The following is a 21701-nucleotide window of genomic DNA, read 5'->3' on the forward strand; positions in this document are numbered from 1 at the left end:
GCTGAAATCATTGCTGCGTACCAATTGGGACAGGCGAAGAATACCCTGACGCATGTCTACTGGAGTGCAACAAACCCGAAAAACATTTGTTTCGTTGAGCACAAACATAAGTTTTTCGGGCAAAGGTAGTAAGGCAGGAAGGCCACGCAAAGGCGGCTAATATTGGATACTTACCATATAAGGGGGGGCTTCAGTAAAAAAAGCTATTGATGAATTAAATATAGTACTCAAAAAAAATAGTAAGTAACATGATGCTACTTACTATTTTTAATTTTTATCATTTCGTCAAGTACACCAATATTCATATATGATGTGCTTGATGAAGTATTGTTCTTCTATTAAAAATCGTTAGATGTATTATCAACAGAATCTACATTATCGTCATGATGTTCAAATCGACGCTGTGGACGATCGCCATATCCACCATTATTACGGTGGTGATAGCCATTGTCATCATCACGTCGTGGACGACGCTCGTTGTTCATATTGTTTCGACGTTCAGGACGTGGGCGACGTTCGCGCTCTACATATCCTTCGGGCTTTTCTAACAATACCTTACGAGAAAGTTTGTATTTGCCTGTCTTCGGATCAATCTCCAACAGTTTCACCTTAATCTTGTCACCTTCATGAATGCCTGCATCTTCAACTGTTTCAAGACGCTTCCAGTCAATTTCAGAGATGTGCAACAAACCGTCTTTGCCGGGAAGTATCTCTACAAAGCAACCATAAGGCATGATAGAGCGAACGGTTCCTTCGTAAACTTCTCCTATCTCTGGAATAGCAACAATGCCTTTAATCTTAGCAATCGCCGAATCAATGGCTTCTTTATTAGGTGCGCTTACTTGGATTTTTCCCACGCCATCCAACTCATCAATGGTAATCGTAGCACCAGTATCTTCTTGCATCTGCTGGATAATCTTACCACCAGGACCAATAATAGCACCAATAAACTCCTTAGGAATCTCAAAAGCTTCGATACGTGGCACCTGAGGTTTCATTTCTGAACGTGGTTCAGGCATGGTTTCGAGCATCTTGCCAAGGATGTGTTCACGACCAGCCTTTGCTTGCATCAATGCTTTTTCTAAGATTTCGAAGCTCAGACCGTCGCACTTGATATCCATCTGCGTTGCTGTCAAGCCATCTCTTGTTCCTGTTGTCTTAAAGTCCATATCCCCCAAGTGATCCTCGTCTCCAAGAATATCACTCAAAATGGCATATTTATCTTCGCCTGGGTTCTTAATCAATCCCATCGCAATACCGCTGACGGGCTTCTTCATAGGAACACCTGCATCCATCAAAGCCAATGTACCTGCACAAACAGTCGCCATAGAAGAAGAGCCATTGCTCTCTAAAATCTGGCTCACCAAGCGCACCGTATAAGGGAAGTCTTCAGGAATTTGTCCCTTCAATCCTCGCCATGCCAAGTGTCCATGACCTATTTCGCGGCGTCCAACACCACGTTGAGCCTTAGCCTCACCAGTAGAGAATGGTGGGAAGTTATAGTGTAACAAGAAACGCTGGTAACTCTTGTCCAAGACATCGTCTACCATTTTCTCATCAAGCTTGGTTCCTAACGTACAAGTTGACAACGATTGTGTTTCTCCACGAGTGAAGATAGCACTTCCGTGAGGCATGGGCAGCGGACTCACTTCGCACCATATCGGGCGAATCTCATCGGTCTTGCGGCCATCTAAACGCTTTCCTTCGTCCAAAATACAACGACGCATCGCATTTTTCAACACGTCATCGTAATAGCGTGTAGCCTCTGCATGCTTCTCTTCCAACTCTTCTTCCGTCAAATCTGCATGTGCTGCATCATATTTTTCAAGGAAGTCGGATATAATCTTATCGAAAGCATCGTGACGTTCCTGCTTGGGCAGCGCCTGCTTGGTAATATCATAGGCTGGTTGGTACAACTCATCATTCATTTGCTGACGCAAATCTTCATCGTTCACCTCATGGTCGTACTCGCGCTTCACATCTTTACCTAATTCCTTATTCAACTCCTCTTGCACGGTACACATCGGTTTAATAGCCTCATGTGCCGCTTTCAAAGCTTCAATAAGGTCAAGCTCAGACACTTCATCCATTTCACCTTCCACCATCATGATATTGTCTTTGGTGGCACCTACCATCAAATCCATATCGGCACTCTTCATCTGTTCAAATGTTGGGTTCACCACATATTCACCGTTGATGCGTGCTACACGAACTTCACTGATATAGAAATCGAAAGGAATATCTGAACATGCCATGGCTGCTGACGCTGCCAAACCTGCCAAAGCATCGGGCTGATCTACACCATCGGCAGAAAGGAGCATGATTTGTACATACACTTCTGCGTGATAATTGGATGGGAATAATGGACGAAGCGCACGGTCCACTAATCGAGATGTCAATATCTCATTGTCACTTGGCTTACCTTCACGTTTGGTGAATCCACCGGGGAAACGACCTGCGGCACTATACTGCTCGCGATAATCAACTTGCAAAGGCATAAAATCTGTTCCGGGAACTGCATCCTTTGCTGCACAAACAGTTGCGAGGAGCACCGTGTTACCCAAGCGAACTACCGCTGAGCCATCGGCCTGTTTTGCAACTTTCCCGGTTTCAATGCTGATGGTTCTGCCATCAGGCAATTGAACTGTTTTCGTAATTACGTTCATCTAAAAAAAATAAAAAACTTTATTGTTTTGTCTAACATCTAAAAAATCATCTTCTATTGTAACTTAATGCGCTAAATGATATAAAGAATCAATTGCCTCATGACGGCAATCAGAACTAATGAGGTTAGTCGCATACAGTTACAAAACCACGCAAAGATAAAAAAATAATAGGGAACAAACGAACAAAACTCCTATTATTTGTGTTTTTTCAACAAATTCCATTCATTTTCCGTATGTATCAAAACATATCACGGGAAAGACGAATGTTCATTGATACCATTACAGCTTACTTGGCAATGTTTTTAATTTCGCTTAAAGTGATATGTCCCACAAGCTGTATAATCGTAATTTCTTTTGGCTCTTCGTTCATCAAAATGAACTCATTGTTGTTCTTTCCATACGATTTAAGATAAATAGTGGTGCGTTCATCTTTATCCTTAATCTTCATCACCACTTCGTATTTATTGGTCTTATAGTAGTTGGTGGCTTGCTTCTTGATGGTGGGTATCAACGACGGGCGTTCACATTCTAACACTTGTAGTTTGGTTAGTTTAGAGGCAATCTTCGTAATATCCTTATCCCCAAACTCCAACTTGGGCATTAACCTGAACATTGTGGGCGAAATATAAACGGTACTCACTCCCTTGGCATCATCAAACTGTTTAAACAATTGGTCTTGTGCTACGCTATATATGCTGCTCATTGCCAGAATAAGAACAAGCAGGATGCGTTTTAATGGCATCAGAAAGTTGCTATCTTGTTTCATTTTCGAATTGTTTTAAGCCTTTATTTATAGTATTAGAAAACTTTAGAAGTGCCTTTTCAGTCTCGGCATACGCATCTTGAGGATTGTTCACTATTTCTCGTTGTGCTGCTATTTCATCCTCTTTTTGTTGGAAGTGAACCAACAAGCCTATCGAGAAAAGAAGCAACAAGCCAGCAGCTACGCCAACTATCCAGCGTAAAGTGAACGTGCGTGCTTTTCGTTCAGACAGCTTCTCTATCTTGTTCCAACCGTCTATTTGTTGCGACAAATGCCGTTCGAGATATTCAGGAACAGGGACATCCGCTTGATACAGCTGCTTAAACAACTGCTGTTCTACTGCCCATTCGGGCGACACATCACCGTCAAGGAAATAATGTTGCAGCAATTTTTCTTCTTGCTCGGTGGTTTCTCCTTCATAGAAACGTTCCACAAGTTTTTTAAGTTCACTACTTTCCATTTTGCATTATCTCCTTTAGTTGTTGTCTAATTTGTTTTCGTGCCCTACTCAATAGCACTCTAATATGCACCGTCTTCTGTCCTGTTAGCTTCTCTATCTCCTGATAGTCAAGTCCCTCCCCATCCCTAAGTAGCATTACTTGTTGCTGTTTCTTAGGCAATTGACGTATCAGCTTTATGATGAAACGTTCGCTGTCTTCTTCCTCAAACGCTCCTGCCGTGTCATCAGGATGTGGTATTTGCAATTGCTCCAATGCTTGAGGGATTGTTTGCAAGCACCGTTTCCGCTGCTCATCATAAAACAAATGCTTTAAGATGGTGACGCTAAAACCCTCGTACGAGTCGATGGTAGCTAACTCATCACGCTTCATCCACAATTTAAGAAAGGTCTCTTGTACTAAGTCTTCGGCAGCTTGCATGTTTCCAGTGAGTCGCCATGCCATGCGAAACAATTGCTCATGGCATGGCAAGAAACACTGCTTAAATTGTGAGGCATCCATACAGCAAGTAAGGTTGAGTGAGTTGGAAGCTGACTATTTTTTCTTTTTCTTAGCGACTATCTTTTGTATCTCTGAATTCTTAATATTCCCCAAGATTTGAATTAATGTCGCATCGTCATCATCCGAATCCACGATGACAAGCTCTTTAATTCCCGCTTTGTTTCTCTTTGTCAAGATGACGGTTTGCTCTTTTGCTTCTTTTGCCGTCATCAACACCTCATACCCTGCTGTTTTCAGTTGATCGGCATCCTTAAGAAACTGTTGTTTGACAGCATTTGAGCAATCCTCCATATCCAAGACTTTGATACTGTCAATGTGCTTGAGGTATTTCGTATAGTCATCGGCATCGCCAGTCTTTATCGCCTTGGCAAGAGTTATCATCACTTTCGGCACATGTACATATTCAGCCTTGGGCGAATTTTTGTACTTTTTCATCAAACCGTCTACCGACATTTGAGCTTGAACAGTCATGGTCATGAATGCCAACACTGCCATCATCATCACTTTTTTCATACGTTTTAATTTTTAACTGATTATGTTATACGATTTCAAAGACACGCTACCGTTGAGGTGTTCTAATCTATCAGACGTAGAAAACACTGATTGTGTTACAAATATCAAGAACTTTTTTTTTAGAATGATGTTCCTTTTTGTGGATACAAGCGACTGTCAAATCGTTCATGACAAAGCACAGAGATACAAGCTATTGCGCAACCATAGCTTTACTGAGCGTTGATTTCTTGAAGCAAACGATCCGCATGTCCCCAACGATCCATCATCAAAAGCACATAACGGATGTCTACTCCGATACAGCGAGCTAAGCGAGTATCGAAGTTGATGTCGCTCGAAAGACTGTCCCAATTGCCGTCGAAAGCCAGACCGATGAGCCGTCCCTTTCCATCAAACATCGGACTTCCGCTGTTACCACCAGTGATATCATTGTTGGTAAGGAAACATAATTGCATCTTACCCGTGTGCTTGTCTTGATATTTCCCAAAATTATCAGCACTCAATATTTCTTTCATCACAGGTTCTGCCTGATACTCATACACCTCGTTGGCACGATTCATTTTCTCCACCATGCTTTCAGCTGTAGTGTAATAGCCCGAAGGTTTACCGCCTAACAAGAATCCTCCAACCTGTCCATAACTCAACCGCATGGTAAAGTTAGCATCCGAATAATGCGGCATATCCTCCTCCATGCGCAACTTCGCAGCACACAGATACTTCTCTTGTAGGGCAATACTGTCTTCGTACTGAGACTTATCAGCAGAAAGTTGCCCCATGATTTCCAGCAAATCAAGGCTATACACAACACCTGGGTCACGCTGGTAGCTTTTCTTGTTGGTGTAGATTCGCTTGCCGCTCTTCATCAAGAACGACTTTTCATACAGATACTCTACATAGCGTTTGCAGTCTCCACCAAACTTTTTAGCGATAGTTTGATAGAATTTTGGCAAATACTTCGGTTCTACTTTGTCTTGATAATTCTTCAAGAGTGCGACAAATACGTCCTTATCTAAGGCTGCATCCCACTCGTCACTGTTGTCCTTGAAGAGGATATACTGCTTTTTGAGGTTGTTTTTGGGACCGTGTATTTCCTTATTGTTTAACTGCATGGCACGGTTGGTGAACTCGTTGGTGTGACCGAATGTCTCGCGGAAGAACATAAAAGCCTTCATGACATCAAGGCGTTGGTTGTAGAGTCGAGCCATGGTATCAAAGTCGAGCTTGCCCTTCAGATACCCTGTTTCCTGTTGCCATTGGCGTATCTTCTGCTCGTATTGCTGCTTCTGCTGGATTATTCCGATGGAGTCGATGCACTTGTTCATACCGATGGAATTCTTCCAGTAATTAGCACTCTGTGCAAACTTCGAATCATACTTGATACGCACGCCCTCATCTGCCCGCATGTGACGAGTCATAATGGCTTGTTTTACACCTCTCACCTGTGCTCGAGGTGTGTTCAAGGCATCTCTACGCTCACGAATACCATAGGATGAGAGATAACGATTGGTAGACCCAGGATAACCAATCGTCATAGAATAATCCCCATCTTTATATCCCTGCAAACTAACAGGTGCCCAATATTTGGGTCGATAAGGCACATTATCTTTAGAATATTCGGCTGGACCATTCGTCTTTTTATCAGCATAAATACGGAAAACAGAGAAGTCACAAGTTTGCCGTGGCCACATCCAGTTATCGGTTTCGCCGCCGAATTTGCCCATCGATTTGGGCACAGCAAATACCAGTCGCAGGTCGTTGAACTGTTGGTAAGTGGTGGCATAATATTGGTTTCCTTCGTAAAAAGCATCTATCTCCACATGCAGGGTTTTATCTATCCGTTTAATAGAGTCGGTCATTGCGTTCTGTAGTGAGTCCAAAACCACCCCTTGTCGTGCAGTTGTCATCTCATCGAAGTGCAGTTGATGCAGCTGAGCGGTAATGTCTTTCTGCTCGACCATGAAGCTCACGAACATGTCTTTGTTAGGTAGTTCCTCCTCATAGCTTTTGGCATAGAATCCATTTTTCATATAATCGTGTTCTACAGTGGAGTGACTGCGAATACCTTCAAATCCACAATGGTGGTTAGTAAATACCAAACCATTGGGCGACACAACTACACCAGAGCAGTATCCAGAAAAGTTGACAACGGTATTCTTGATAGCATGATCGCTAAAATACAAGTCATTATAAGGCATTTGGAATCCTTCTGCTTGCATTTGCTCATACACTGCTTGCGGTAAATTGTAAAGGGTCCACATGCCTTCATCGGCACTTGCCACATTGGCAGCAAGCAGTCCGGCAAGGAGTAATGTTGATTTCTTCATTCTTTTTATTTAGTTGATTTCTTAAAATATTTTCCAATAACGGGCAACTGGTATAATGGGAAGTCCATCTTGACAATGTACGAGACGAACAACAATATCAATAAGGTGTTTACCCCCAATGCTGCTGCGCTGGGGAGCATTTGGTTGAAGACCGTCATGGCAGCAAAACATACCAATGCTAACGCTACATACTTAAAAATACTCTTCATTGGATAGTTGATTGGATATTTGCGTTGTCCCACCACATACGACAAGATCATGGCTACACCATAACCAGTAAAGCCAGCCCATGCACAAGCGATATAGCCATAGCGAGGAACAAAAATAATATTTATCGCTATCAATACCGCACATCCAATGCCAGAGAAATAAGCTCCCCATATCGTTTTGTCAATCAGCTTATACCAGAAGGACAAATTAAAGTAGACGCCCATCATCATTTCGGCTGCCATGACAATAGGTACCACTTGCAATCCTGCCCAATAATCTCTTCCTATCAGATAACGCAACACGTCCAAATAACCTACAACCACCAAAAAAGCAAGAAGTGTAAAGATGATAAAATACTTCATTGCCTTGGCATAGGTAGCTCGATTATCCTGCTCTTCAGACTTGCCAAACACAAAGGGTTCGTAAGCAAATCGGAAAGCCTGCGTAATCATCGCCATAATCATGGCTATCTTACTGGCCGCTCCATAAATACCCAGTTGCATCAAACTGTCGTCTCCCTTGTAAATATGTGGGAATAAAATTTTATCAGCTGTTTGATTCAATATACCTGCCAAGCCTAATACTAAAATAGGCCAACTGTATGAAAGCATGCGCCGCATGAGGGCTGCATCAAAATGATAAGGCACACTGGTCAACTCTTTCCAGAGCAAAGGTATGGTGAGTGCCGAACAAGCCAAATTGATATAAAAAGCATAACCCACTCCTACCGAAGGCTGATAAATATGAGACATCAAATCAGGATGAGAAGCATACAAGGCTGGAAACAACAGATAATAAATCAAGTTGAGCGAAATATTCAGAACAATAATGAATACTTTGATTGATGCAAACTTGATAGGACGACTCTTAAAACGAAGGTAATCGAATGGAATGCACAAGAACGAGTCGATAGCCACCGTGAGTGCCATCACCCAAATGTAGGACGGATGATGGGCATAACCCATGAACGAGGCAATGGGCGAAAGGAACAAAAGTACTAACAAGAAGAAACCCAAAGCTCCTGCCCCCACGGTAATAAGCGTAGAGGAATACACACGATTCGCATTTTCCCCCGACTTGTTGGCAAACCTAAAAAAAGTGGTCTCCAATCCAAACGTCAATATGACGAGGATTAAGGCTGTTATGGCATACATATTTGTCATGATGCCGTATTCTCCACTCGCAGATGCCAGTTTTATGGTATAGAGTGGTGTGAGCAAGTAGTTGAGAAATCGTCCTACAATACTACTCAGTCCATAAATGGCTGTATCCTTTACTAATGACTTTAGATTTGACATGGTGTTTTGTTATTAGTTAACGAGTTGACAAGTTGACGAGTTGACAAGTCTATTAGATGGTTAGTTGACAAGTTCAGAAGTTGACAATTCCGCTGTTTCTTCAGTGCCGATGGGGAAATATTGATAATCTATGTAATTCATTTCTCTATAAACTTTTAACTCAAAAACATAAAAACTAAATAACTCATCAACTCGTCAACTTGTCTACTCGTCAACTTGTCTACTAAAAAAACATATACGCAATGGCTATTGCCGCAATGACTCCTGCTAAATCTGCCAGCAATCCACACACCACAGCATGACGAGAATAACGGATATTTACACTACCAAAATATACTGCCAAGATGTAAAACGTTGTATCGGTAGACCCCTGAAAGATACAACTTAAACGTCCTACAAACGAATCTGCACCGTATGTCGTCATGGCATCCACCATCATTCCACGTGCCCCACTACCTGAAAGCGGTTTCATCAGTGCTGTAGGTAGCGCTCCCACAAATTCGGTATCGCCCCCAACAGATGCCACACACCACTCTATGCCTTCTACCAAGAGGTTCATAGCACCTGAGGCACGAAACACACCAACACCCACGAGAATGGCTACCAAATAAGGAATAATTCGTACAGCTGTTGTAAAACCCTCCTTGGCTCCTTCGATAAAAGCATCGTACACATTCACTCTCTTGCGCAAGCCGGCAAGGATAAACAGCACAATAATCGTCATGAGCAGAATGTTGGCTACACTGGTGCTCACCACGTTCATGGTGTCCTTACTCATCTGTCCAAAACTCCAAATGATGAGAGCCACGAGTACGCTCATACCTCCTAAGACACCAACCATCACTTTATTAAGGAGATTGATTCTTTGATAAAGAGAGGTGATGACAATACCTGCCAGAGTAGAAAAGAAGGTGGCTAACAAGATAGGGATAAAGATATCTGTGGGCTGCGCTGCTCCCAGTTGCGCCCGATACACCAAGATACTCACAGGTATCAATGTCAGTCCTGAGGTGTTCAGAACCAAGAACATAATCATGGGATTGGTAGCTGTGTCCTTCTTTGGATTGAGTGTCTGCAACTGTTCCATGGCTTTGAGTCCTAACGGTGTGGCAGCATTATCAAGCCCTAACATGTTAGCGGCAATATTCATAAAAATACTTCCCGTAACAGGATGTCCCTTGGGGATGTCGGGAAAGAGTTTAGTAAACACGGGTGAAAGTATGCGTGACAAGACAGCAATCACACCACCTTTCTCGCCTATCTTCATGATGCCAAGCCACAACGACAACACTCCTGTTAAACCCAAAGAAATCTCGAAAGCGGTTTTCGATGAGTCAAAGGTAGAGTTCATCATAGCGGGAAAGACTTCCATGTCGCCCATGAAAATCATTTTCAACAAAGCAATGACAAAAGCTATGATGAAAAATGCTACCCAAATATAATTCAATACCATAGGCTGCAAAATTAAATAAAAATGACGGCACACCCAAGCAATCAGATGTTTTTTCAGTCTTTGGGCACGGCTCTTTCGTGAACAATAGCTATTTTTCCATCGAAAGGCACCAACAAAACAGCGTTTGTAATATAGGATTGGTATGCTGTATGAAAGGAAATTAAATGCTGAATTTTCTTTACAAAGAGCCTCTCATAACTCGCGTGTAATCCACCAAGGGCAAAGTTGGTCGCAAATACGCTAAATTTGAGGAAGTTTCGTAACCCATTGTTATTGAATACGTTATACTTAAATCATATCTTTTCTTTCGTATTTTTATCACTCTTTTGCGACTGAAGCATTGAGATAAGCTCGCTATTTGTATGCTTTAATGCCGTTGAAGCATGTGAATAACGCCTCTATTGAGTGTTTCCAAGACCGCTAAGTCCATGTTTCAGCCTGAAAAGACGTTTATTTTGTTCAAATCAGTGCATTTTTGCATGTCGTTTGCCTATTAAATTTTTCTATTTTGAAGATTTTAGATGGTCGTTTTTTGGTAAAATAATAGGACAGAAAGCAACGGATGCCTCTACCAAATCATCATTAAAGTTTAATATCTCCTCATACATCTCACTCAAGCTGCGAACCCACACAAGTTTGCTTTTTTGTTGCAAATCGTTTTTATATGTGAAAAGATGAAATTTTGTTTGCATGTCAACTGAATGCGTATTATCTTTGCAAAAGGTGGACACAAGACTTCTCTCAAAGATGAGTACCACTTTCTCTGGAGAGGGGCAAGGGGCGATGTACCATTTTAACTAAATAGAACTCAGGCTAACAAGACCTGCAAACCCCTGCCGTTGTGTGCACTCCTTCCATACGCTCAAAATAAAATCACTCATGAAGCTAAGCAAACTTTTATCCATTTTTCTCTTCTTGTCGCTCACCATCAACACATCTGCACAGCGTGTTTTAGAAATGAACATCTGGAACGGACGTGTCCCCCATCCCACTGGTGTGGATACCGATACGGCGAAGATGCGCGTATATCTACCAGATGCCAAGCGTGCTACGGGGCGTGCCATCGTGATTTGCCCCGGCGGAGCCTATGCCAAACTTTCCATGGAAAACGAAGGTACGGCATGGGCACCATTCTTCAATGACATGGGGATTGCGGCAATTGTGCTGAAATATCGACTACCCAATGGCGTAGCACAAGCACCTATCAGCGATGCCGAGCAAGCCATGAGACTGGTAAGACAGCATGCGCAGTCGTGGCACATCAACAGAAACGACGTAGGCATTATGGGGTCGTCGGCAGGAGGTCATTTGGCTTCTACCATTGCAACACATAGCAGAGGAGATGCCAAGCCCAACTTCCAGATTTTGTTTTATCCTGTCATTACGATGATGCCTGACTTTACCCACAAAGAGTCGCATGACAATTTGTTGGGACGTAAGCCAAGCAAGCGTGAGGAGCGTGAATATAGCAACGACATACAGGTAACACGTGTCACGCCCAGAGCCTTTATTGCTTTGTCAGACGATGACAGTGTGGTGCAACCAGCAAATGGTGTGAACTATTATTTTGAACTATATCGCCACGATGTACCTGCCTCTTTGCACGTTTATCCCTCTGGAGGGCATGGATATGGATTTGATAGTAGGTATAGATATCACGTGGAAATGCGTTTGGATCTGCAAGCATGGTTACGTAGTTTCTAATGGCTCTTCTTGTAATCATACATTTCGCCCCATGAACAAATATTTTATCAGCTGTCTATGGCTCTTACTGGGTACTACTACGACAGCGTTTGCCGAGAATTGGTTAGCCGCTATCAATGACGATGTGTTTCTTTACGAGCTGTCTATTCCTGGGACACACGATGCGTGTACAGGGAACGGATTTGTTGAAAAAGACGAGAGGACAGGCAAACAATATGCGCTCACTCAAGATGTAAGTTTGGGTAACCAATGGAAGTCGGGAATTAGGGCGTTTGACTTGCGCCCTGCCGTGCATATAGATTCCGTTGGTAATCCGTCGTTAGCTATTTTTCATGGAACATGGCAAACACGTCTTTCCATGAAAGAGGCACTTGTCACGCTACGCGACTCGTTGAGAAAGAACCCATCGGAGTTTGCTATTGTCCTGATGCGTCACGAAAACAGTGCTGACAAAAACGATGAGCGGTGGGCAGGACTCATGGAAGAGTTGTTACATGCCCCTGCTTTTGAAAACTTGTTTGTTGCATATCACCCCCATTTGACCTTGGGCGAGATGCGTGGAAAAATTTTACTGTTGAGTAGAGATGTGTATGCGGACAAACCGATTGGCGCATATGTAGGTGGCTGGACGCACGAACCCGACTTTGCACTGCAATCTAAAGGCGAATTATATCATGAGGACAGTCAGGGTGCGCTGTATGTGCAAGACTACTATGACACCAGCGAGGGGAAACAAGCGGTAGCCTTAAAATGTCAAAGTATAAAGCGTTTGTTGGACTTCTCTACAAGGTCGAGGCAGCAAGAAAATGCGCACTGCCCCCTTGTCATTAACCATACTTCGGGTTATGCAGAGAGTGTCGTGGTACAAGGCGAGCGGATAGCCACATCAGAAGGCTATAGGAAAAACGCCTCCATCACTAATCAGTATGCCATTCATTATCTAAAAAATCTTTCACATAAAGGGGCATTGGGCATCATCATGATGGATTATGCCGGGGTAGACATCTCTGGACGCCATGAGGTCAAGGGATTCACACTGACCAAAGAAATTATCGCTCATAACTTTCGTAACGAAAAAAGACCATCATCAATTCCTCAAAGGAATCTCTGATAGCCTTTTATAAGTGTTGTAGGTGCGCATCAGCATCCTGCCGCTGATGCGTTAGTTGCCCCATACGTGAGCACACCCTACCTTCGTTTTTGTATTCTATAACAGCGACTCAATCTCTGCGTTGATATTCTTGATTTGTACGTCTCGCTTTTGCAACGTATTGTTTTTATCAATGATAAAGAACGTAGGAATGGATTGTATGTTATAATTAGTCAGTATTTGCTGTTGCTCATCTTCGGCTGCATATACATTTATCCACGGCAATGCTGCTGTTTGGGTTTTCCAGAAGTGTTCGTTGGGGTCAACCGATACTTGGTAAATCTCAAAACCACGCTCATGGTACTTATTATACAGTTCGCGAAGCATCATAATACGCTGGGTAGACTCCTTTGAAGCAAAAATATGAAAATCTAATAACACTACTTTCCCCTTTAAGTCGCTAAGCTTGCGAATGTTTCCACGGTTATCGGGCAAGGCGATGTCAATGAGACCAGTGGTAGCCATCTTACTGGCATCGATTACTTTCTGTTGATTGTTGCGGATAATACGCACATCTTTCATCCCCTCAATCGCAATGTTATGAAGATTCTCTCCTCGCTCTGCATGTGGATAATAGGTGTCCCAACTGGTGGCAACAGCTGCATAAACCTTTATATCGTCCTCACTGGTTCGTGGATTGAACACCAACACATTGGCGTCACCCCAGTGAATGGTTTGGAAAAGAGCAAAGTACGCATAAGCCTTCATGGGTTCTTTGAAAATGTAGTTCAGCTTAACATCGTTTTTATAAGCTGCCATGACCTTGTGCAAACTGTCGTCCATGACTTCGGAAGTAAGGTTGATATTTTGGGCAATGTTGTTCACCAAAGCCTGCAAGCCCATTTGCTTCAAAGTAAGTTCTTTTATCTTCGAGCAGTTGTCAGAACCACTTACTTCATATTGTGACGCCATCGTTGGATACGAAGCCTTTACCTGAACGGTCTCGGTAGAGTCGATGGACAGGTTAATAATTTGTCCAGCAATGCGCAAACGATAAAACTCGGGAGCCTCAGGTGCTTTCTCACTAAAGCTAAATGCACCATCTTCACCTAATTTCACCGAGTCAAGAACCTTGGGACCATTCAGCCCCATGTTTTCAAAATATAAAGTAGAATCTTTCGCTTGTGCGATGTTGCCATTGATGTTGAACTTCTTCTGCGTACAAGAAACAGAGCATAATGCCGCTAACGCAAAAGTAGCTAAGCAGAAAATATTTCGCAATGTCTTTTTCATATATACCTTGTTTGATAACGTGTAATGATTGCTGCAAAGATAAATCAAATAATTGAGATACGGAGCAGTGTGCAATATTTTTTTCCTTTTCGACTTTTGGTTTTGCAAGTGTGAAGACTCAGAGTTTCCAACACATCATCATCATCGCATAAAAATCTTTGAAAAGAGTGCGTACCTATTCATTTTATTTGTATCTTCGCCACATCGTTCATTGCGAAAGTGGCTTTTATTCGAACTTTGGGACAAAGCCATTCTTCTATCACCAAAACCAACAAAAGATGTTCAAAATTATTCAACAGTCAGATTATAAGGTAAACAAATGGAGCGGCGGCATCACAAGAGAGCTGTTCATCCTCCCTCACGACAGTAGTCTTGCAGAGAGAAACTTCAACCTGCGAATATCGTCAGCGGTGATTCACCTCACGGAAAGTACTTTTTCTGACTTTTCACACTATCAGCGCTTTTTGTTACCTGTTGGGGGAAACATCACCTTATATATAGATGGGCGTGCGCACCAACTGAGTAATGACCTTCCTTTCGCATTCGACGGGAGCAAAACTGTCCGTTCGGTAAACAGTAGTGGAGCTATCGATTTCAATGTCATTTGCCGTAAAGACTACAAAACAAAGGTTACTGTCGTCCACAAAGGAGAGAACGAAAAGACCACCAAAACCTTTATTTTTGCCCTCGAGGACATTGATATCAATGGCAGAAAGGTGGAGAAATACAATTCTGTTCTCACATCCGAGCCTTACAAGTTTACAGGAAAAGCAGTGGTAGTAGAAATTCCTTGAGCTATAGTTACGGCTGATACAAGAAAGAAATCTTATTGAATAAGTCAGAAAGTTCATCCAAAAGGAGGACTGTTTCAATTATTTTTTGTATCTTCGCCATACCAAACGTTGAGTAGAAGATATTGAATACGTACAACATCAATAGACGCTCAACGCATGGCAACGCAATGGACAGCGAAATGTTGTCCGAAAATTCTTTTATGAAAACCATCTAAACGCATTCACATGAAATTAGCAGAAGCACTAAGTATTCGGAAAGATTTGCAAAAGAAGATAGACCAACTCAAAACTCGGCTGGTACAAAACGTTAAAATTCAAGAGGGAGATGAACCCGCTGAACATCCTGACGAGTTGCTAAAAGAGTTGGACGAATGTCTCATTCAACTTCAAAAGTTGATGTTGCAAATAAATATCACAAACATTCAAACCCAGCACAATGGGCGAACATTAACCGATATGATAGCCGAACGAGATGTACTCACAAAGCGCATCTCCATTTTGCGCGATATGTTTGAGCAGGCATCTCAAGGCATGGATCGCTATTCACGGTCGGAGATAAAATACGTAACGACCATTAACGTAAAGGATTTGAACAAAGAAATAGACCTATACGCAAAGAAACTCCGCAAATTGGACATGCAAATACAAGCAGCCAACTTTGAGGTAGACTTGATATAGTCGCCATACAGCAAACCATTTGCTGTTTGCGAACATCACATAATGGTGTAATCTTTTGGAACAGGGCGAGTTGAAACCTTTTGAATCCTGTGATCAAATGAGCTGTTCGGAACCAACAGCATGATTCTTTTTGAATCAAGTTACGGTGCAGGTTCAGCACGTCAGCACACGAATGCATGGCGTATAGCGCATGGTGTACGACCATCAACTGACTGTATTTTAAGAGATGAGGGTGGGAAGTGGGATAAAAAACAGCGGTTACCCAGTTGTTTTGAATTAAATGTTGTACCTTTGCAGCGCATAACTCTTCTATTGATAAAGCATCAAAAAGTTTGATATGTGTGCTTTTTAAGCATGAAGATTGTTTCAGTGTCAGTAAATTTTATTTTTTATTAGCATGAAAATTGAGAACCAAATTGCAAGTTCTGTCATTGCTTCAGTGAAAGAACTCTATGGTCAAGAGGTACCAATGTCAATGGTACAACTACAAAAAACAAAGAGTAACTTTGAAGGAAACCTCACCTTAGTGGTTTTCCCCTTTTTGAAAATATCCAAACAAAAGCCCGAAGATACAGCAAAGGCAATCGGTGAACTATTGGTTCGAGACTGTCCCGCGGTGGCAAGTTTCAATGTAGTGAAAGGTTTTTTGAACCTCAACATTGCCAAAGAAGCATGGGTAGACCTTCTGAACGACATTCATGCGGATGAGAAGTTTGGCGAAAAACCTGTAACCGAAGACTCGCCACTCGTGATGATAGAATACTCATCACCTAACACGAATAAGCCGTTACACTTAGGACATGTGCGGAACAACTTGTTGGGATGGTCATTGGCACAAATCATGGAAGCCAACGGCAACAAGGTGGTGAAGACAAACATCGTGAACGATAGGGGCATCCATATTTGCAAATCCATGCTCGCTTGGCAGAAATGGGGAAATGGAGAAACACCCGAATCGAGCGGAAAGAAAGGCGATCACCTCATTGGCGACTACTATGTGGCATTTGACAAGCATTACAGAGCCGAACTGGCAGCACTGAAAAGCAAGTATATGGCTGAAGAAGGGCTGGACGAAGAGACGGCAGAGAACAAAGCAAAAGAAGAGTCAGCATTGATGAAAGAGGCGCGTGCCATGCTTGTGAAATGGGAACAAGGCGACAAGGAGGTACGCACGCTATGGAAAAAAATGAATAATTGGGTTTATGCTGGCTTTGACGAGACGTACAAGGCATTGGGCGTAGGCTTTGACAAGATATATTACGAATCAGATACTTACCTCGAGGGAAAGGCTAAAGTAGAAGACGGACTCAATAGAGGACTGTTCTTCCGAAAGGATGACAACAGTGTATGGGCAGACCTTACAAAAGAAGGACTGGACCAAAAGCTGTTGCTTCGTTCTGACGGCACCAGCGTGTACATGACGCAGGATATTGGTACGGCTGAAATGCGCTTTAAGGATTTTCCTATCGACAAAATGATATATGTGGTTGGAAACGAGCAGAATTATCATTTCCAAGTGCTGTCAATCTTGCTTGACCGTTTAGGATTTAAGTGGGGCAAGGAGTTGGTACACTTCTCATACGGCATGGTTGAATTACCAAACGGTAAGATGAAAAGCCGCGAGGGAACTGTTGTCGACGCCGATGAGTTGATAGCAGAGATGATTGCCGATGCTCGCAAGACCAGTGACGAGTTGGGCAAGTTTGATGACATGAGCGAACAAGAAAAACAAGACATTGCACGCATTGTAGGATTGGGAGCGCTCAAATACTTTATTCTGAAAGTAGATGCACGAAAAAACATGCTGTTCAATCCAGAAGAGTCTATCGACTTCAACGGCAACACAGGACCGTTTATTCAATATACGTATGCGCGTATCCGCTCTATCATGCGGAAAGCCGATGCAGAGGGCATAAAACTGCCGCAGCAATTATCTACAAACGCTCCTCTGAATGATAAAGAGATTGCCTTAATTCAGAAGCTGAACGATTATAGAGCCGTGGTAGAACAGGCTGGCACTGACTACAGTCCAAGTGGTATTGCAAACTACTGTTACGAACTGACCAAAGATTTTAATCAGTTCTACCATGATTACAGCATTCTTAACGCCAATTCAGAAGAGGAAAAGACAGCTCGCTTAGTGCTTGCAGCGAATGTGGCAAAAACCATTAAGAATGCCATGCAATTGTTAGGTATCGAGGTTCCAGAGAGAATGTAGAGAAGAGCTGGCGGATGAAAGATAATTGTTTAAATCCTCCTGATAATCGGCACGACACGGTATTGCCCTTGCCCTTAGAGGTAAAGGCAAACGCTTGGGCAGTGGATGCCGCATGTTCGGGCAATCCCGGACCAATGGAATATCGGGGGATAGACTTGGCTACGGGGGCTGAAGTGTTTCATTTCGGTCCCCTACATGGCACTAATAATATAGGTGAGTTTTTGGCTATCATACACGCTTTGGCATTGTTAGAAAAGCAAGGCGATACACAAAAAACGATTTACTCGGATAGCTACAATGCCATTTTGTGGGTGAAAAAGAAACAATGTAAAACAAAATTGAAACGTACCCCACAAACCGAACCGCTTTATCAGATTATTACAAGAGCCGAACAGTGGCTACGCACCCATGTTTACCAAAATCCTGTCATCAAATGGGAAACGGCAAAATGGGGCGAAGTGCCTGCAGATTTCGGACGAAAATGATGGAGCTTTGAGCTCAATGCGGTGCTTTGCTTTTCGAAAGCCTTTGATAGAAAGTGCGAAAAGGCGTGTCATCAGCCACACAACGATTGTGTTGATGCAAATGAACAGGAGCATCTTTTTTGTTTTACAACAGCCAACAAAGAAAGAGCAAAGGCTATACTAACTTTTCAAAAGCAAGGCGTTGTTTATTTTTATCATAATTGATAATACCACAATAAGTAAACCCCAGTTGCTGTAACATACCAAGCATCTCGACATTGTCATTATTAGTATCTATTTTTATGCTATGTATTGCTTGACTGATGCATAAATTTTCCACTTCATGAAAAATTTGTTTGGCTAAACCTTTTCCACGAACAGTTGGACTGATAGCCAATCTGTGCAACACAAAATAATCTTGTTCGCTCAGCCAACGTCCATGAATATCATGGTATTTCGGTTCTCCATTCTTTGCTACCACAACATATCCCACGATTTCTCCTTCTGCTTCGAGTACATAAGCTTGATGAGACGTGATGTCCTCCATCACATTTTTTGCACAAGGATATTCCGCTGTCCACTGGTGTCTACCTGCTTTCAACATCGAATCTCGAGCCGTACGGAGAACTTTCCATGCGCCAATGAAGTCGGATAACGTTGCCTCACGAAATTTTATCATGATGATTCGGAATTTGAAGAATACTAAGACGCTTTTATATGAATGGTGATGGTTGCCCGATTTCCATCTTTGTTCTCAAGTTGATACACCACTTTGCCTTTATCCGTCTTTGGAACTTGTAGTTGTAACCACGGATGTGGATAAATAAAATGGTCTAATTTTTCATCATTAATGACGAGATTAAACGGACTTACCTTATCCTCTTCTGTAAGAGTCCATTGTCGTGTTCCAAACAGAATCGAGAAACAAAGAAGTTCACCAGGACTTCCTTCTACTTCAAGATGGTTGCTGGTGAGGTCCCAACCCTTATGGATAGAAACAGTAACAGAATTAACAACTCCCCTACTATCTGTCAAGAAAAAAGACATCGTACCTGGCTTGAGACTCTTAATCATGAGTAAACCTTTTTCGTTGATAGAAACTTGAGCAGCATCTCCTCGTATGGTCTTTTCAATAATCTTATTTTTTCCAACTCCATACTTGATAGCATGATAAGAGATAACGCCATAATCTTGGTAAATACTATGAGAGACAGGAATTAAATCTGGATGAGTACAATGAATTTGTAGGTATATTGGTAGTTGGCTTGCATCTGTAATTTTCAGTATCGTGAACTCCTGATTCAGTTCTACCTTGACATGATTGTCATGAATCACTATCTTGGGCGATGTGAGTGCGTCACTGTTGGCATCTTCAACCTTAAATGTTCCTTTGTAACTAATGACATCAAACGCAATTGAAAGTTGATCTGTGGTTAGTTCAGGGGCTACCGAAAGAGTTGGTGGTGTAGGCTCTGGCTCTTCAAAAGTATCCTTACACGAAGTCAAAGCCCATGTTGTCAAGGCTAAGGAAAGCCATACAAGTGCCTGTGTATAAGTTCGGTAATAAATTTTCAACATAACTAAATCATTTGAAAACCAATAAATATGATTTGGTAAAGATACTATTTTTTTAAGAAAAATCACCAAACGAAAGTTTTTATTAAAAGAAGAAATCTCTTTTATCATAATTCTTTATACCTTTGCCACATGAATATATTCCGCAGTTTGTTATATGTTGCCGTTGGTGGAGCCATGGGGTCTGTAGCCCGATATCTACTTTCTAAATTCGTGTCATCGAGTGTTTTGTCGGTATTTCCCTTCGCAACCTTTGTCATAAATCTTCTCGGTTGCTTCCTCATTGGCATCTTTTGTGGATTGGCAGAACGAAATGTAGCTATTCAAGGTGACATGAAACTGTTATGGATTACAGGCGTCTGTGGAGGTTTTACCACGTTTTCAACCTTTTCAAACGAAAGTCTGTCACTTTTACAGAACGGGCATATTTTATACGGAGCTTTGTATATTGCAGGCAGTGTCTTTCTTGGAATTTTAATGGTGCTTGTTGGATTGCGCCTTGTCGGTTAAGGGATTTTCTTCGTTTATAAGGCAATCTTTATTCCATTTATTTCGCTAAATACCGCAGTTTTTCACAAAAAAGTGTGTAAAATGATAGAATTTTAGGCACCAAGCTATCGAATATCAATTTTATTTTCTATCTTTGCATCCGCAAACTTATCATGCATCATAGCAATAAGTCGGACTTGTAGCTCAGTTGGTTAGAGCAACAGACTCATAATCTGGAGGTCCCTGGTTCAAGCCCAGGCTGGTCCACATTGAAAATCAAGGAGTTACGCCATTAGCGCAACTCCTTTTTCTTTTGCTTGCGAACACATTGCGAACACGGGATATCACAGAATACATGCAATTCTAATTATCCATTATCTATTTGTCCTTTGTTTTTCCTATTTTGAGACCTCTGCAAAACTCATTGTTCAAGATTTGCTCATTTCATCTTATTTTTGTACCTTTATAGTATGAAACAATGTTCTTCTTCTCCGAGTTTTGCTGACCTAATAGTTGGTCATCGTAAGGTTAAACAGACCTTTTTCTTTCAAATTGATCAGATAATCGACTGGAATCCCATTCGTGGACTTATTGAAATTGCTTACACCAAAGACAACCGTCTCACTGGTCGTCCTAGCTATGACAGCCTTGTATTGTTCAAGACCGAACTTCTTCGTACATGGTATGGCTTGAGTGACGGCGAGGTAGAAGAGCAGGTAAATGACCGTCTGTCCTTCAGTCGCTTTGTTGGTTTAGGATTGGATGACTGCGCTCCAGATAGTACAACAGTATGCCGTTTCCGTAACATTTTGGTTGAAGCCAATCTTTACGACAATGTGCTGCAAGAGATAAATCGCCAGTTAGAGTTAGCTGGTGTTTTAGTTAAGCGTGGTGCCATCGTTGATGCAAGTATCACGGATAGTCCTCGTCGACCTCGCGGCCGTAAGGAATACGAAGTAGTTGAGGATCGCAATGAGGAATCAGGTAGGGATGTAGCAGAAAACGCAATGGTTAAAGAGATCGTCAAGCCCAATGTTGATGGTGAAGCACGTTGGGTAAAGAAGATGGGGAAGCTACACTTCGGTTACAAGCGACATTCGGTTACAGATGAGAACGGCTTGGTGATAGCCGAGGAAACCACACCGGCTAACGAAAGTGACATCAAACATTTGGAAAAGCCATTAGAAAAAGCTAAACTTCCACAAGGTACACC

At 42.2% G+C, this 21701-nt stretch carries 19 protein-coding genes and 1 tRNA gene; 9 read left to right on the plus strand and 11 right to left on the minus strand.

The annotated features are described in order from the left end of the window. Positions 1-338 precede the first annotated feature (338 nt). From pnp to BN35_RS11030, 8 genes are all read right to left on the minus strand, one after another. Complete coding sequence (gene pnp, locus BN35_RS10995; protein ID WP_028901232.1) at positions 339-2666, minus strand: polyribonucleotide nucleotidyltransferase; 2328 nt, start codon at positions 2664-2666, stop codon at positions 339-341. 286 nt (positions 2667-2952) lie between these two features. Beyond that, positions 2953-3432, minus strand: coding sequence for a DUF4252 domain-containing protein (locus BN35_RS11000; RefSeq protein WP_025072823.1), 480 nt, complete (start codon positions 3430-3432; stop codon positions 2953-2955). Continuing rightward, on the minus strand, positions 3419-3889 hold the full coding sequence (locus BN35_RS11005) for a hypothetical protein (RefSeq protein WP_025072822.1): 471 nt from the start codon (positions 3887-3889) through the stop codon (positions 3419-3421). Before BN35_RS11005 ends, BN35_RS11000 begins: the two co-directional genes overlap by 14 nt. Further along, positions 3879-4388 carry an RNA polymerase sigma factor gene (locus tag BN35_RS11010; protein ID WP_025072821.1) on the minus strand — a complete coding sequence of 170 codons (510 nt, stop codon included), beginning with the start codon at positions 4386-4388 and terminating at the stop codon, positions 3879-3881. The genes BN35_RS11005 and BN35_RS11010 overlap by 11 nt, the downstream gene beginning before the upstream one ends. Before the next feature lie 33 nt (positions 4389-4421). Continuing rightward, positions 4422-4901, minus strand: a complete 480-nt coding sequence (locus tag BN35_RS11015; protein ID WP_025072820.1) for a DUF4252 domain-containing protein — start codon at positions 4899-4901, stop codon at positions 4422-4424. Positions 4902-5110: 209 nt separating this feature from the next. After that, on the minus strand, positions 5111-7222 hold the full coding sequence (locus tag BN35_RS11020; protein ID WP_025072819.1) for a S46 family peptidase: 2112 nt from the start codon (positions 7220-7222) through the stop codon (positions 5111-5113). A gap of 5 nt (positions 7223-7227) precedes the next feature. Then, positions 7228-8730, minus strand: a complete 1503-nt coding sequence (locus tag BN35_RS11025) for a lipopolysaccharide biosynthesis protein (RefSeq protein WP_025072818.1) — start codon at positions 8728-8730, stop codon at positions 7228-7230. A gap of 223 nt (positions 8731-8953) precedes the next feature. Beyond that, positions 8954-10183, minus strand: a complete 1230-nt coding sequence (locus BN35_RS11030; RefSeq protein ID WP_025072817.1) for a nucleoside recognition domain-containing protein — start codon at positions 10181-10183, stop codon at positions 8954-8956. An 879-nt stretch (positions 10184-11062) separates the two neighbouring features. Here BN35_RS11030 and BN35_RS11040 point away from each other — a divergent pair. Together BN35_RS11040 and BN35_RS11045 are read left to right on the plus strand one after the other, a co-directional pair. Further along, complete coding sequence (locus BN35_RS11040; RefSeq protein WP_025072815.1) at positions 11063-11887, plus strand: alpha/beta hydrolase; 825 nt, start codon at positions 11063-11065, stop codon at positions 11885-11887. Between the two features lie 31 nt (positions 11888-11918). After that, positions 11919-12998, plus strand: a complete 1080-nt coding sequence (locus tag BN35_RS11045; protein ID WP_051275204.1) for a phosphatidylinositol-specific phospholipase C — start codon at positions 11919-11921, stop codon at positions 12996-12998. 96 nt (positions 12999-13094) lie between these two features. On the opposite strand, the gene BN35_RS11050 is transcribed toward BN35_RS11045, so the two are convergent. Beyond that, positions 13095-14270: a TlpA disulfide reductase family protein gene (locus tag BN35_RS11050; protein WP_025072813.1), complete on the minus strand. Its 1176-nt coding sequence runs from the start codon at positions 14268-14270 to the stop codon at positions 13095-13097. A 278-nt stretch (positions 14271-14548) separates the two neighbouring features. Between BN35_RS11050 and BN35_RS11055 the strand changes: the two genes are divergently transcribed. The 4 genes from BN35_RS11055 to BN35_RS11070 all read left to right on the plus strand — a co-directional run bounded on the left by BN35_RS11055 (position 14549) and on the right by BN35_RS11070 (position 18445). Then, positions 14549-15064, plus strand: a complete 516-nt coding sequence (locus tag BN35_RS11055) for a HutD family protein (RefSeq protein WP_025072812.1) — start codon at positions 14549-14551, stop codon at positions 15062-15064. A gap of 225 nt (positions 15065-15289) precedes the next feature. Continuing rightward, complete coding sequence (locus BN35_RS11060; protein WP_025072810.1) at positions 15290-15742, plus strand: DIP1984 family protein; 453 nt, start codon at positions 15290-15292, stop codon at positions 15740-15742. A 397-nt stretch (positions 15743-16139) separates the two neighbouring features. After that, entirely contained in the window at positions 16140-17960 is a 1821-nt protein-coding gene (gene argS / locus BN35_RS11065) for an arginine--tRNA ligase (RefSeq protein WP_028901234.1), read from the plus strand. Between the two features lie 14 nt (positions 17961-17974). Continuing rightward, positions 17975-18445: an RNase H family protein gene (locus tag BN35_RS11070; protein ID WP_025072809.1), complete on the plus strand. Its 471-nt coding sequence runs from the start codon at positions 17975-17977 to the stop codon at positions 18443-18445. Between the two features lie 154 nt (positions 18446-18599). Here the strand turns inward: BN35_RS11070 and BN35_RS11075 are convergent, their stop codons facing one another. Next, on the minus strand, positions 18600-19103 hold the full coding sequence (locus tag BN35_RS11075; protein ID WP_025072808.1) for a GNAT family N-acetyltransferase: 504 nt from the start codon (positions 19101-19103) through the stop codon (positions 18600-18602). Between the two features lie 23 nt (positions 19104-19126). After that, positions 19127-20002: a hypothetical protein gene (locus BN35_RS11080; RefSeq protein ID WP_028901235.1), complete on the minus strand. Its 876-nt coding sequence runs from the start codon at positions 20000-20002 to the stop codon at positions 19127-19129. 129 nt (positions 20003-20131) lie between these two features. Between BN35_RS11080 and crcB the strand changes: the two genes are divergently transcribed. The 3 genes from crcB to BN35_RS11095 form a co-directional block, all read left to right on the plus strand. Then, positions 20132-20509: a fluoride efflux transporter CrcB gene (crcB, locus tag BN35_RS11085; RefSeq protein ID WP_036893685.1), complete on the plus strand. Its 378-nt coding sequence runs from the start codon at positions 20132-20134 to the stop codon at positions 20507-20509. Positions 20510-20681: 172 nt separating this feature from the next. Continuing rightward, a tRNA-Ile gene (locus BN35_RS11090) sits at positions 20682-20755 on the plus strand. 203 nt (positions 20756-20958) lie between these two features. Continuing rightward, a partial coding sequence (locus BN35_RS11095; RefSeq protein WP_081675940.1) for an IS5 family transposase occupies positions 20959-21701 on the plus strand: 743 nt, incomplete at its 3' end.

Origin of the sequence: Hoylesella timonensis 4401737 = DSM 22865 = JCM 15640 (assembly GCF_000455445.1) — a bacterium.
Taxonomy (GTDB): Bacteria; Bacteroidota; Bacteroidia; order Bacteroidales; family Bacteroidaceae; genus Prevotella; species Prevotella timonensis.

Excerpts from the sequence above, each read along its gene's own strand:
- BN35_RS11040 (WP_025072815.1), top strand. The coding sequence starts at position 11,063 with ATGAAGCTAAGCAAACTTTTATCCATTTTTCTCTTCTTGTCGCTCACC.
- BN35_RS11070 (WP_025072809.1), top strand. The coding sequence starts at position 17,975 with ATGAAAGATAATTGTTTAAATCCTCCTGATAATCGGCACGACACGGTA.
- BN35_RS11075 (WP_025072808.1), bottom strand. The coding sequence starts at position 19,103 with ATGATAAAATTTCGTGAGGCAACGTTATCCGACTTCATTGGCGCATGG.
- BN35_RS11025 (WP_025072818.1), bottom strand. The coding sequence starts at position 8,730 with ATGTCAAATCTAAAGTCATTAGTAAAGGATACAGCCATTTATGGACTG.
- BN35_RS11080 (WP_028901235.1), bottom strand. The coding sequence starts at position 20,002 with ATGTTGAAAATTTATTACCGAACTTATACACAGGCACTTGTATGGCTT.
- BN35_RS11030 (WP_025072817.1), bottom strand. The coding sequence starts at position 10,183 with ATGGTATTGAATTATATTTGGGTAGCATTTTTCATCATAGCTTTTGTC.
- pnp (WP_028901232.1), bottom strand. The coding sequence starts at position 2,666 with ATGAACGTAATTACGAAAACAGTTCAATTGCCTGATGGCAGAACCATC.
- BN35_RS11020 (WP_025072819.1), bottom strand. The coding sequence starts at position 7,222 with ATGAAGAAATCAACATTACTCCTTGCCGGACTGCTTGCTGCCAATGTG.
- BN35_RS11015 (WP_025072820.1), bottom strand. The coding sequence starts at position 4,901 with ATGAAAAAAGTGATGATGATGGCAGTGTTGGCATTCATGACCATGACT.
- crcB (WP_036893685.1), top strand. The coding sequence starts at position 20,132 with ATGAATATATTCCGCAGTTTGTTATATGTTGCCGTTGGTGGAGCCATG.
- BN35_RS11045 (WP_051275204.1), top strand. The coding sequence starts at position 11,919 with ATGAACAAATATTTTATCAGCTGTCTATGGCTCTTACTGGGTACTACT.
- BN35_RS11005 (WP_025072822.1), bottom strand. The coding sequence starts at position 3,889 with ATGGAAAGTAGTGAACTTAAAAAACTTGTGGAACGTTTCTATGAAGGA.
- BN35_RS11000 (WP_025072823.1), bottom strand. The coding sequence starts at position 3,432 with ATGAAACAAGATAGCAACTTTCTGATGCCATTAAAACGCATCCTGCTT.
- BN35_RS11010 (WP_025072821.1), bottom strand. The coding sequence starts at position 4,388 with ATGGATGCCTCACAATTTAAGCAGTGTTTCTTGCCATGCCATGAGCAA.
- argS (WP_028901234.1), top strand. The coding sequence starts at position 16,140 with ATGAAAATTGAGAACCAAATTGCAAGTTCTGTCATTGCTTCAGTGAAA.
- BN35_RS11060 (WP_025072810.1), top strand. The coding sequence starts at position 15,290 with ATGAAATTAGCAGAAGCACTAAGTATTCGGAAAGATTTGCAAAAGAAG.
- BN35_RS11055 (WP_025072812.1), top strand. The coding sequence starts at position 14,549 with ATGTTCAAAATTATTCAACAGTCAGATTATAAGGTAAACAAATGGAGC.
- BN35_RS11050 (WP_025072813.1), bottom strand. The coding sequence starts at position 14,270 with ATGAAAAAGACATTGCGAAATATTTTCTGCTTAGCTACTTTTGCGTTA.